This is a genomic window from Roseburia sp. OF03-24 (assembly GCF_003463035.1).
In the GTDB taxonomy this organism is placed as follows: Bacteria; Bacillota; Clostridia; order Lachnospirales; family Lachnospiraceae; genus Roseburia; species Roseburia rectibacter.
This window is the reverse complement of record NZ_QSCK01000034.1, coordinates 23,536-36,398: the sequence shown is the minus strand read 5'-3', so window position 1 is coordinate 36,398 and position 12,863 is coordinate 23,536. Positions and strand designations below refer to the sequence as shown.

At 35.1% G+C, this 12,863-nt stretch carries 11 protein-coding genes and 2 pseudogenes; 11 read left to right on the top strand and 2 right to left on the bottom strand.

What is annotated here, in order from left to right:
- Positions 1-178: 178 nt before the first annotated feature.
- From DXA60_RS15590 to DXA60_RS15570, 4 genes and pseudogenes are all read left to right on the top strand, one after another.
- A pseudogene (locus DXA60_RS15590) lies at positions 179-1,933 on the top strand (methyl-accepting chemotaxis protein).
- 423 nt (positions 1,934-2,356) lie between these two features.
- Entirely contained in the window at positions 2,357-3,160 is an 804-nt protein-coding gene (locus tag DXA60_RS15585) for a hypothetical protein (RefSeq protein WP_117922245.1), read from the top strand.
- 459 nt (positions 3,161-3,619) lie between these two features.
- The gene (locus DXA60_RS15575) at positions 3,620-4,723 is read left to right on the top strand and encodes a C39 family peptidase (RefSeq protein ID WP_117922243.1); all 1,104 of its coding nucleotides are present in this window, start codon (positions 3,620-3,622) and stop codon (positions 4,721-4,723) included.
- Between the two features lie 45 nt (positions 4,724-4,768).
- A pseudogene (locus DXA60_RS15570) lies at positions 4,769-4,933 on the top strand (plasmid mobilization protein); the annotation flags it as partial.
- Positions 4,934-4,986: 53 nt separating this feature from the next.
- On the opposite strand, the gene DXA60_RS15565 reads toward DXA60_RS15570, so the two are convergent.
- Both DXA60_RS15565 and DXA60_RS15560 read right to left on the bottom strand, forming a co-directional pair.
- Entirely contained in the window at positions 4,987-5,799 is an 813-nt protein-coding gene (locus DXA60_RS15565) for a DUF3658 domain-containing protein (RefSeq protein WP_117922242.1), read from the bottom strand.
- Positions 5,800-5,971: 172 nt separating this feature from the next.
- Positions 5,972-6,565 (bottom strand): hypothetical protein, encoded by a 594-nt coding sequence (locus tag DXA60_RS15560; RefSeq protein ID WP_009860890.1) that lies wholly within the window; start codon positions 6,563-6,565, stop codon positions 5,972-5,974.
- A 742-nt stretch (positions 6,566-7,307) separates the two neighbouring features.
- Between DXA60_RS15560 and DXA60_RS15545 the strand changes: the two genes are divergently transcribed.
- The 7 genes from DXA60_RS15545 (at position 7,308) to DXA60_RS15515 (ending at position 12,843) form a co-directional block, all read left to right on the top strand.
- Positions 7,308-7,640, top strand: coding sequence for a helix-turn-helix domain-containing protein (locus tag DXA60_RS15545; protein ID WP_243006917.1), 333 nt, complete (start codon positions 7,308-7,310; stop codon positions 7,638-7,640).
- A gap of 44 nt (positions 7,641-7,684) precedes the next feature.
- Positions 7,685-8,392 (top strand): LytR/AlgR family response regulator transcription factor, encoded by a 708-nt coding sequence (locus DXA60_RS15540; RefSeq protein ID WP_015567858.1) that lies wholly within the window; start codon positions 7,685-7,687, stop codon positions 8,390-8,392.
- A gap of 2 nt (positions 8,393-8,394) precedes the next feature.
- A complete protein-coding gene (locus DXA60_RS15535; protein WP_117922240.1) occupies positions 8,395-9,681 on the top strand; it encodes a sensor histidine kinase in 1,287 nt (428 codons plus the stop codon).
- Positions 9,682-9,784: 103 nt separating this feature from the next.
- The gene (locus DXA60_RS15530) at positions 9,785-9,949 is read left to right on the top strand and encodes a cyclic lactone autoinducer peptide (protein WP_117922239.1); all 165 of its coding nucleotides are present in this window, start codon (positions 9,785-9,787) and stop codon (positions 9,947-9,949) included.
- Positions 9,950-9,963: 14 nt separating this feature from the next.
- Positions 9,964-10,548 carry an accessory gene regulator B family protein gene (locus tag DXA60_RS15525; protein WP_117922238.1) on the top strand — a complete coding sequence of 195 codons (585 nt, stop codon included), beginning with the start codon at positions 9,964-9,966 and terminating at the stop codon, positions 10,546-10,548.
- A gap of 194 nt (positions 10,549-10,742) precedes the next feature.
- The gene (locus DXA60_RS15520; RefSeq protein WP_117833131.1) at positions 10,743-11,636 is read left to right on the top strand and encodes a hypothetical protein; all 894 of its coding nucleotides are present in this window, start codon (positions 10,743-10,745) and stop codon (positions 11,634-11,636) included.
- 16 nt (positions 11,637-11,652) lie between these two features.
- On the top strand, positions 11,653-12,843 hold the full coding sequence (locus tag DXA60_RS15515) for a DUF4885 family protein (RefSeq protein WP_008115725.1): 1,191 nt from the start codon (positions 11,653-11,655) through the stop codon (positions 12,841-12,843).
- Positions 12,844-12,863: the final 20 nt, after the last annotated feature.

The following is a 12,863-nucleotide window of genomic DNA, read 5'->3' as shown; positions in this document are numbered from 1 at the left end:
AGACAGACAGACAGACAGACAGACAGACAGACAGACAGACAGACAGAATAAGTCTGTTTTCTTTTGTGATTGTATATGGCACATTTTGGTTATGCGTTAGTGCATAATTGAAATGTGCCTTTTATATTGAAACCACCTTGATGTACGGTCATATATTGACTTGTATATATACATATTGATGGGACAACAAAGAACCATTTTATCCATTAGGAAGGAGACAAGACAAATGTTTAAGAAACTTAACAAAATGAAGATTGGTGCACGACTGAAAAAATCTTTCAGACAGATTATTCTCATTTTTGGAATATTATCAGCACTGGTTGTAGTGATTATGCTTTATACGATAAACAACTATGGAACGATACTGGATAATTATGCGTATCCACAGGGAGACATTGCTATGGCAATGAATGAATCAGCGGAAGTAAGGGCTGCCTCAAGAGGTATTGTAGGTTATGATTCAGATAGTCTCATTGAAAGTATGAAAGAACAGCATGAACAGGCTGTTAAATCGTTTGAGGAATATTTGGAAAAAATACGCCCAACAATGATAACAAAAGAGGGAACTGCCTGCATGGACGCTATTGATAAAGCATGGGCAGAGTATAAGGAAGTGGATGCAAAAGTAATTGAGGTCGGTGCAACGACTGATACTGCGAAATCATTACAGGCTCAGCAGATGATGACCGATGAAGCAGCACCAAAGTATCAGGCGTTGGATGATGCTTTACAGAAACTTATGGCTTTGAATATTTCATTGGGAAATGCTGAACGTGCACAGTTGAGGACGATTATGATAGCTGCATTGACAATTATAATAATTGTAATTGCAGTATCAACGATTTATTCAAACAGTCTTTCTGTTGCAATATCAAAGAGCATTGAAAAACCATTAAATGAATTAAAGGACAGATTTATTACATTTGCAGAGGGTGACATAGATTCTCCACTTCCAACGGTTGAGTCTGAGGATGAAATTAAGGAACTTGTGTCTGGTGTATCTGCAATGTCAGACAGAATCAGAGTTATCATTAAAGATTCTGGCAGAATGTTAAATGAAATGTCAGAGGGTAATTTTGCGATTGATACAGAGTGTGAGGAAGTATATACAGGAGCATTTACTGGTTTGCTGACAGGCATAAGAAAAATGAATGAGGAGATTGATACAACTGTAAGAGGGGTAGATGATGCATCGGGGCAGGTTCTTACAGGTTCCACAAATCTTGCAGAAGCGGCACAGTCTTTAGCAGAAGGCGCAACGGATCAGGCGGCATCGGTTGAGGAAATGCAGGCAACTATCAATGAACTTACAAGCGGAATAAAAACAACAGCAGAAGAATTGGGAACAGCTTACGATGAAGCCTATAAGTATGCGGAGATTGCAGAAGGCAGTCGTGGAGATATGGAAGTATTAGTGCAGGCTATGTCACGCATAAATGAAACCTCTGAGAAGATAGGAGCAATTATCACACAGATTGAAGATATTGCAAGCCAGACAAATCTTCTTTCATTAAATGCTTAGATTGAGACAGCAAGAGCCGGAGAAGCCGGAAAAGGTTTTGCTGTTGTTGCGGATCAGATCAGAAACCTTGCAGAACAGAGTGCAAAATCAGCGGTGGATTCAAAAGCACTTATTGAAGCGGCTATTCATGAGGTTGGAGATGGAAATATGTATGCAGAGAAAGCCTCAACTTCATTGAGAGAAGTTGTGGATGGCATACAGGCGATTGCAGACAGTGCGAAAAAAATAAAAGAAATTTCCATTGAACAGGCAGACAGTATGGAACAGGTAGAGGTAACCGCAGAAAGAATTGCTGAAGTTGTTCAGAATAATTCGGCTGCGGCACAGGAAACATCAGCGACAAGTGAAGAACTTACAGCTCAGGCTACTACACTTAGTGGTATGGTTTCGGTATTTAAATTAAGACAATAAGAATAGCCGACTGGAATTTAGAAGAGATGTGGAAGTTATTTTGACATTATGAGTGGAAAAAAAACTGTGTAGGTGTTTCGGTGAATTATTCTCTGATTATATCAAATGCAAGAATTGTCAGTTAAGGCTGGAATCCTTACCTTGACTGACATTCCAGCATTTAATGCTCATGTGCGGTAAAGTAATACACAAGAATTTCATAGGTAGCAGCCCACTATTCCTAAATCTTTTGTGGAAAAAAAATAAACTCAAAATTTACAGTTAATTTTGGATATTGCGCATAAAAATAAAGATATTTCAAGTTATTGGAAATTATATTCAGTATCCTGTATATACAAATATCGATTTGTGTGGTATTATAATTATGAATAAAAGCTGTTTGATAGTGCGGTTAGTCTGGATTTTTGAAAGGAGGAAAACTTTATGAAAAAGTTTTTATCAGTAATTGCTACGATGTTGACGTTAACCCTTATGATGTCAACAGTCGCTTTTGCAGCAAATGACACTGATGATTCAGTTGTTTACAATGGGCGGTCCTTCAAAGCAACCGAGTTATCACAAGAAACTCTTGACTGGTTAGAATGGTATAATGGCTTATCTGATGATTTAAAGGAAATGGTAAGTCATGAGCCATTGGAATTGGCTTCACCTACTCCATACACAACCACAACAACCACAACAACCGTTGATGCCACAGCTTTAGATATTGACATTCCTATGCCACTTGAAACTTCGCTTCTTCCAACAAGTGGATATGAGCCTGTCTATAATCCTGATTATTGGAATAAAGATGAAAACATTAGACGGGCAAATTGCTATGCTTACGCTATGGACGTATTAAAAACAACAGAAGGCAAATTACAGCCAGGCGATCCATCAGGTAAGCGTTATACGTCTTTAACAAAAAGTGCGATTGAAAAAGCTGTTAAAGCTGATGGTCCATATTTAGGTAGCGGACGTGAAATTACAAATTCAAGTAAAAATGCAACTCCGGGAAAGAATCAATACAAAGTTGCCTTAGTTATCGCTCCTAATTCTGATTATCACTGGTATGTACAAAATAGAGATGGCTATTGGTCGCATAAACAAGGTTATTTAAAAGTTTCTAATGTTGATGCAAGTGGAAAGAAAATTACAGACCCTCAATCTTGTGACCGAAATTATGGCTCAGGACTAAATTATTCCACATTTTGCGGATATTATTTAGTAAAATATACTAATAGATGATGAAAAGATATGTTAGTATATTTATAGTATTGATTGTTTTGGTGATAGGAGTGTTTTTCGTACATCAATCATCTACTTCCCATTTATCAATGGATATTGTCAATTCTATAATTGAATCAAAAGGTATTAACAACGTCACATGGGAAGATTTTGAAAAATATACCTATCAAGATATAGGAAGTGGGAATTATATTTATCAATACGAGTTACCGAACGGCTTTTATTTGTATTTAAGCGGATCAGCTTTAGATACTCCCCCTACATATATTTACATAGTAGATAGGAATGGAAATCGGATCGATTTAAAGAAATGATTTTCAATGATGGTTTTAGGGCTAAAGAGGGTATTCTAAAACCATCATTTTTAATTTGATATGTACGTTGTTTTGAAAAGGGCGATTCCAATGTATTTATAAGATTTGCTTGTTAAAAAAACTAAATTAGAAATGAGGTACAATTATGAAATTTAAAAAAATTATTTCTGGTATATTATCTTTAACACTTATATTAGGAGTTTGTAGTATATCTGCTTTTGCAGCAGAAAATACCAGTGGGTGCTATGTTGTCACTGAAGAAACTCCTGAAGAAATTCTTGAATATGCAAAAGAGGAGTTCCCCGAATTTCTCTCCCATCATTTAAGTTCTAACGGAATTAATGCGGGAGAAGTACAATATACTTTGGGCTATCCTATTAATATTCAAGAATCTGATGGTACTAACCGAATTTACGATTTTCCTGTTATGGAAAATGGTGAAATTTTTGCAATGCTCACCATCTATGACGAAAATGGTGAATATTACACACAGCTTGACGAAAATTTAATGGCTGAAAAGTTAAATGAATTACAGAATGTAAGCTCTCAAAGTTCTCCTATTAGTCTAGTTTCCAATAATGCTGGATTTTTTGCAGTAGTAAATGATTTTGTAGAGCCACTTACACCGGATAGTGAAATTGAAAATACCGTTTCTTTGATGAATGAAAGTATTACTGGTAATATTGTTAATATTACAAATGTACTTTCAGAAACAGATGGAAATAGTATTTCCCTTATGGAATCAAGCAATCCTAGTCCGTTAGGCGTTGTATGCGTTCCTCAAACAGATGACGGGACTTTTAATGGTACACAGAAAGAATGGTGCGGTGCTGCGGTTACTGCTGCGATTATTAACTACAAAAAGGGAACTTCTTTAACAGCAAAAGGTGTTACAAAAGAAGCGTTAGGCTCTGCTAAAAATGAAGGACTAACTAATTCAGAAGTTATTTCTGTTGCAAAAAATCATGGGTTATCTCCCAAGTCTGGAAACCCTCTAAGCTATTCATCAGTTAAGACAGAAATCAATGGTTATCGCCCAATATATATGCAAATGCAGCGGAAATCTGATGAAGGAAAAAAATACCACGCTTTAACTCTAATTGGATATAGTTCTTCAAAATATACTGTATTAAATCCGTGGCAAAGTAGTAGCATAACCCTTACCAAAAAAGATAGCGGTAGTGATGTCACCTATGTAACAGGAACAAGAACATATAAATGGTATACCAGCATTTATAACTGGAAATAAGATGTTGCTGGGGAAGTGAGAAAAAATCACTTCCCCTAATATCTGTTTTTGCGGCAGGCTATCTAGCGGGCGACTATCCGCCACGTTATCCATGTGTCCGCTATTAATGATGAATTGCTTGCCGCTGTCGGCTGGTTAGCAGCCGAGTACGGGCGGATCAGCGGCAATCTTAATCAGATAGCCCGGTATCTGAACGAGTACGGCGCACCAAAAATCATTGATTATTCTTAAACGGACAAATTTAAAGTGAAATAAAATTTTTATTAAAAATTCTTTTGTACTAATGTCAAATATGCGTTACTGTTATTTTTTATTATGGACAGCTTATTTTTTTTAACTAAGTATCTAATTCTATAAATAATATAATAATCATCTATACATGCCAAATAATGTTCTGAAAGATTCTGAATTATTTTATTGATTGTCGTAATCTTATTTTCACAAAATACGCCTAATATAATATCATCAAAAAAGTTATCATGTATTCTTACAATGCTTCCATTGATATAGCTTCTCAAATTCCAGTTAGAATTAATATTTTTATTCCAACTATTTATGCATTCGTTTAGTTCATATCGTGTTAATTTTTTCGCTTCCTTCAATAAACCAAGCATAATTTCTGCCTCCACTTGTGCCCAAGAAAAAATATTGCCATAGCCTCCAACACATACATTTATATCCATCACATAAATATTAACATTACAATTTTTAAGTTCATTACAAACACAATATAATCCCAATAAGGAAGAAGGTAAGTTATCCACCCATATTCTGAATGCATTTTTTTCGTTCGCAAGCCTTTTTATTTTTTTAAATCTATTTAGATTATCAATATATGAATAATGTTCATAATATATTTCTTCAATGAATTTCTTCCTACAATTGCTATCCAAACAACAATTTATGGGTCCTTTATCAAGATATAATTGCAAACACAATATATCATTCAATGCCACATCACTTGCCTGTCCTTTTTCGTTCATATATGTAATTATTTTTTCTGGTTCTCTTTTACATTGTCGTATAATGACTCGTAAATTAGCTGCAATTCCTTCATCAAAAACAATCTCAATCATTTTAATCTCCAATCAAAATAATGTCTATAAAATCCCACCTATATTAATTATATAGGTGGGCAAAATAATGTGCAAACTATACTGTTATTAAGTTCATGAGTTTTCTATAATCTGACTTGTTAATTCGCAATCACAGAATGCAACAATCCAATTGGATAACAAAATTAAGTTTTTACTTTATAGGATTAGTAAGTTTCTTTTCTGGAATTGAGTAGCTTGTGTCTCCATTTACCGAAAAACTGGATTTAACATATACATATGGATTATTCGGTGTACTTCCAGCATAATAATACTGTTTAGCATCACTTACAGTAGTTTTTCTCAAATAGCTTGCATGAGATGCTGAAACAGCAGATAAATATGATGAATTATTTTTAGGCTTTACAGATAAACTATGATATGTAAAATAGTCGCTTTTATCTATTACAGTTGCGGTCATCTGTACCTCATAGTAATGATTAACTCCTTTTAACCCATCATCAAAAAACATATAGCCTCCTACAATAACATCCTCAACCAGCTTATATGTTTCTGTCTCACCAGATATTATGGTCATCTCTCCATTCTTATCTATAGCAAAATAAATGGTTTCAATAGGGGTTCTTTCATCACTAAATTCTTCTGCATTTTCCTTAACATATGCTGCCACTGTATCTATAGCCGCATTTTCTTCAGATGGCATTGCATAAGCGTAATTAGGAATGGTAGTTATTCCAAGCATCATGGCTAATGATAAAATAGCTATTATTTTCTTAATTTTCTTCATATAATTGTAATTCTCCTTCCACTAATGAACAAATTTCAATATATATGCACATTATTTGGAAAATAATAGCATACAGAAATATAAATTTACACTCTCTATGCACGAAATACGCATTTATTGCACGAAGTATAATTCTTTTGATTTTATCGAGCAGGAAACTAAGATTTTTTATATTAAGAAAAACGTTATGCTTTAATGTCTTTAATGCATCTTTATGCTTTTCGTGCAAAAAAATCTTACTTCGTGCAGAAAAGGTGAAATATTATAAGATGCTTGTCGATATAAAAAAAAAATAAAAAGGTTTTTATATGAAAAAGCTTAATGATATAGCTATGAAATTACTTGCAAAAAAGTAAAATTTATGTGGCTTTTGCCATTTTACAAATATCCAAAATATACCGATTGCAAATAATATTGCAACAGCGGATTTTATGATTCATTCCACGCTTATGAATGAACAGTATTCACATCAGATTGAAAATTTTAAAAATACAGTGGATGTCAGAGTAAAAGAAATGCAGTGATGGATATGATAAATAGCCAAAAACTGTCCGCTAATAGAATTTACAACAGAATATAGAGCAGATAAAGACGAATGGTATCAGATGTGCCATTCGTTTTTTTAATAAAAGCAAAAATTAACCTGCTTACGAGCATAAAATGATGTACGTTGGGTTGTTTTCTGGACTATGAGAATCAAAGTCCCATTGATATGATTAACATGGAAAAGAGGTGCAAAATCTTGGACACAGGAAGAAAAGATGCCAATATACAGATAGGAAAGAGACTAAGAGAGGCAAGACTGAATATGAACCTCGAAAAGTCAGAAATTGCGGATGCATTGGATGTTACAGTAGAACATTATCGAAAGCTTGAGGCGGGTATAACGGGAATATCTGTAGATAAAGTGTTGACACTCTATCATAAATATGGAATTGATCCTACATATCTGATAACAGGTGAGAGCAGTATGAAAGATTTTAATCTGGATTACTATGTTGCGAACAGCACAAAGGAGCAGAGAAATGATTTTTTTGACCGTGTGCTGGCTTATTTATCTAAGTTGATTAGATAAATTGAAGTGCTTCCTACTTCCAAGCCCGAAAAGGAGGAAGTGTTATGCTTAATATTGCGGTCTGTGATGACAGCAGAACAGATGTAGAAATGCTGGAAAGTGCTTTTGATAAGTTAGCGCAGTACCAGTTTTCTTATGAAGTGTATTTTACAGCGAAGGAGTTGCTGAAGCATGTTATAGATGATGGGGAAATGTATCATCTGTATATATTTGACATTGAAATGCCGGAGATGAATGGTTTGCAGCTTGCAAAAGAAATCCGGAAAATAGATGCCAAAGCATTGTTTGTATTCCTGACTGGATATACGCAGTATGTTATGGATGTTTTTGAGGTTATTACCTTTGACTATATTTCTAAACCGATTACAGTGGAAAAGCTGGAGTCCGTCCTTTTAAAAGCCATGCAGTATCTTCATATGATAAAGCGTGACTTTGTCTTTCAGTTCCGAAAAAATCAGTTTCGTATTAGCTGCGATGATATTGTGTATTTTGAGAAGAAAGGTCGTCAGGCAGTGATACATACGATCTCAGAAAATTTCAAGGCAAATATGACAACTGAAGAAATATGGAAACAGCTTGATGATAAGGTCTTTGCCCATATTCATGTATCATATATCATCAATCTTGGGCATATCAGGGCGATTGAGGGAGATGAAGTAGTGATGGACAATGAAGAAAGACTTCTGATTGCCCGTTCCCATAAGCAGAATTTAAAAGAAAAACATATGGAGTTTGTAAGGAGGATGGTTTAAGGATGGAATATGTGATACGCTTTGCCATCAGCCTGTTTGATCTGGCAGTGTTTATGTATTATTTTCATTCCAATAAGAAAATGAAACCAGTATCAAAGGTATGGATATGGGCTGGATTTACCATTGCTGCAATTATATGGACATTTGTCAGCAGCATAAAAAATCCGTATCTGAATCTTGCGACTCTTTTGATTGTGCTTATACTGTTATCATTTTATTATGAATCAGGAATGTGGACGAGAATTATAAATATTGTGACATTCATGGGTATTGGAATGCTGTTTGAACCTGTAGCCTTGCTGTTACTCCATGCGATGAATTTTCATGTGGGCGAAAGTTATAAATATTATTTTGTAATGGTAATATGCAGCTTTGTTCGTGGAAATGTGATGTATATTCTGTCAAAATTGATTTCAAAGAAAGGGATGCAGATTGCCGACTTTCCAAGAGAAATTTTGGGTGTGCTGGTTATGGTATTTACCTTTACGGTGTTGAATTGTTGCTTTGTTATTCTTTTGTCATTGGAAGCTGGCGGTGAAAAAAGCCTGCTTATGTGTGCCAGTATTGTAATTTCCATTGTCCTGACAGATTATTTTATGCTGTATATGATGGAACGTTTTAATTATCTTGTGCAAAAACAGTATGAGGATGCAATGTACAGGGAAGAAATGCACTATAAAGACATCTATTATGAAGAAGCAGAAAAACAGAATAAGGAAGTGCAGAAGTTAAAGCACGATATGAAACATAAATTGCATGAACTGTATCATCTGGTGGAAAATAGTGATGGGCAGGAACTTTCAGAGAAAATCGGTGCGATGTGCATGGAATTTGAGCAGATAGATGAAAAGCAGTATTCTGATAATCCAATCGTAGATTCTGTGCTCCGCATTAAATTTGGCAGGGCAAAGGCAAGGGGAATAAAAGTAGAAACATCTATTCGTATTCCAAAGCAGATGCAGCTTGATCACGGGGATATAGGTGTATTGTATGGAAATCTTGTGGATAATGCGGTAGAAGCCTGCAGCAAGGTGCCGGAGGGACAGCGTTTTGTAAAGATTGAAAATAAGTACCAGTCCGGGATTTTGCTTCTTATAATAACAAACAGCAAAACAGGAAAGAAAAATAAAAGCCTGAAAACAACCAAGAAAGATAATATCAGACATGGGCATGGTGTTCAGAGTGTTCGTAAAGTGGTAGAAAAATACAATGGAACGGTCAGTTTTACAGATAAAGGGGATATATTTGAGGTTTCTGCAATGCTCTATGGAATTGAAGTGAAGGAATAAATGCAAAGCGTTACACTTAAATGTCAATCGGTTACACTTTGACAGATTTTCCTGTAAAGTATGATATAGTGCATTCATCAAATGAAAAGGAGGACATACATATATGTCAAAATTAAGAAAATTGATGAACCGACTCAGTCATGGAGCATTAACCAGCGTGGCAGCACTTGCCCTTACGGTAACTGCAACCAATATGAACCGTTGCTGCTGGTTTATTTTCGGACAGGACAAGTTACCGGATAATGCAAAAAAACTTAGAAAATTTTAAGGTGGTAACAGGGTATGATTGCTAAATTTGCAAAGAAGATAAATGAAATATTGATACAAAAGGGGATTGTGCAAAAAGAGGATGCAGAACTGTACCGATATGGTATAGAAAATGGCATTGTTGTTGCAGGAAACCTTTTGGCTTCTGGAATATTTGGCATTGTGACGGGGAGACCGGGACTTGTTCTGGTCTTCCTGTTATTTTATGCCTCGTTGAGAAGCTATAGTGGGGGCAGCCACTGTAAGAGTAGAATCGGCTGTTTTTTGATATCAATGGCAATTTTATTTATTCCGGTTTATACATATGAGCCTGTAATGAAAAATGTTCCTAATGCCGTGATTTTATTGATAGGAGTTCTTGCTGTGGTAATTATTATTGTCCTTGCCCCAGTGGAAAGTATCAATAAACCGCTTGATGAGGAAGAAAGAAGGTATTATGCAAGGGTAACACATTGCATAACGGCATTACAGGTATGTGTTCTTATCATTTTGTTTTGTCTGGATCTGCAAGATTATTTTTATGCCGGGTATGTAAGTATAGTCCTGGTAGCAGTATTTATGGTTATGGGAAAGATTGCAGTGAAACGATATGTGAAATAGCAAAATCCTCTTAAAATGATATATTAAATTTCTGACTGCTTTTACATAAGATTGGGCTAAGATGGGTAGAAATTTACTCTTTGTCGTATTTCGTGTTGAAAAAATCGTACTTCGTGCAAGAAATATTGAAAAAAGTAGGAAAAATGATATGGTTATGGTGAAGTAGTAAAAAAATTATCAAGGAGGAATTTATCATGAAAGGTATCAAAAAAATTTTATCAATGGTTTTGGCGATTGTTTGTATCATTGGTCTTTTCCCGACAGCAAAAGTGGAAGCATCAATTGTAACGGTAAATGGTGGCTATACGACAAGGGCTAATGCGTATTCATGGGGTACATATAGTACAACAAATACGATAACTGTGGTATTGCCCGAAACAGAGGAAGATTTTTGGGTTAAATTTACACTTCCGAAAGAAAAGCGTGTGTATGCAAGATGTTCTTACAATGCGGAAAATGAAGGTATGTATCTTGAAATGAGAAACTCAAGTAATAGAATTTTAGATGAAAAGTACAGCCCTGACGATGTTTTGGATATGGACACGGTTATTCCATTTATGGCGGTGGCTTGTGATAATCTCACTTCTTCATCACAGACATATTATATTCATGTTAATCGTGGAACTTGTGAGGGTACAATGTATTTTTCACTTTCGATGAATGAGAGAATTAAAACTGGACGAGGAGTGTTTTCTTTTAGTGGAACAGCATCTAATCCTGGAAATTCATCAATAAGTTTATCAGGTGTAGATTCTTCTGTTCTTACATTGAATTTGGCAAATAATACTACAATTCCACCAGAAGCCATTGTTACATCAGTAAATACATCAGGTACTCAATCACCGAGTCAGGGAAATGTTCATCATATGGTACTTCCTGCAACAGAATCAAGTACTTGGTATACATCTACGGTAGCAAGTGCATCGAGTGGACATTACAATATAGATGTTTCGGATGGATTTCAGGCAGCACAAAGATGGCAATTTAAATATAATGCTTTAGCAACAGCAAAATCAACAATGAAAAATGTTAAAATAACACTGGAATGGGAGTACGATATAGCAAATACAGGATATAAGTCATATTAGAAATGTGGGTGATACTATGAATATTTTTTTTAACAGCCGAATTTATGCTAATCAGTCATTGCTTAATGTCCTGTTTGGTCAACAACAAAAAGCGACAATCAGTCGAAGCAATGGTTGTATAGGCACAAGAGATACTTTGACGATAAGCGCATCAGGAAAGGAAAAACTTACAAAAAGTACAAGTGGAAGAACACATAATACAAGTATTGATAGCAGCATTGACTTAAAGTCCTATATAGCTTCAGCCAAAAAAACGAATCAGGAGATCATTGAGAATGCAGGAACACAGATTAATGCGAAAACAAGTGAATATATGAGTACAGGTAAAGCATTTAGGGAGGCATTAACGGAAAAGTATTCTAAACTTGCCGCAGAAGCAAAAACGCATTCCAATCCTGAAAATTATATTCATTCCAAGTATTTTGATAAGAGTTCAGAGTATTACGAGACTAATCTGACTGATACAGAACGTAGGATTGCATATAATTATGAGATGCAGATGTGCCGGACAGGAAAGATAAATGGTGTAAATTATCAGGATTCTTTGTTCAGGGGAATTGAAGTGGACGGTGACAGTGTAGATTCGGATAAAATCCAATTTGAAAGAGCATTGATAAATTCGCAAATTTCAAATATTTTAAAGCAGGCTGGTGTAGATACATCTTCTATTACGAAAGATTGTACTTTTACTGTCGATCCATACAGTTATGAAATAACGGTAGATGGCGTGGATGAAGAAACAAAGGTGTTGATGCAGGATGCCTTAAATGTAGGAGATAACGGAAAAAACCTCTATAAGCATATATATTATTGTTCAACACAAGATGGCTGTGAGAGTTCTCAGATAACAAAGGAATCAAAAATGAAATACGAAGCATATCATCAAGTTTATAGTTATACAGGATATGAATTAGATAAACTTGAGGAAAAAAACGGGACATATTATACGGAGTCAGGAGAGAATATATTAGACTTAGTGGATAAGGCTGTTGAAGATTCTGGAAAAGTTCCGAAAGAGTTCAAGCAGCAAATGAAGAATTGGATACATGACCTGGTTTCAACTATGTCAACTAAAGGATGGAACAATGTGCCGGATATGACTTTAAGCATTTTATATGGAAAGAGTGGTTTAAAGGACATGAATCAGTTGATCACATATCAATATGAAGCTGATAGTACAAACAGGCAATGGTATTCTGTACTTTAGAAATATAATATTTTTGAAAA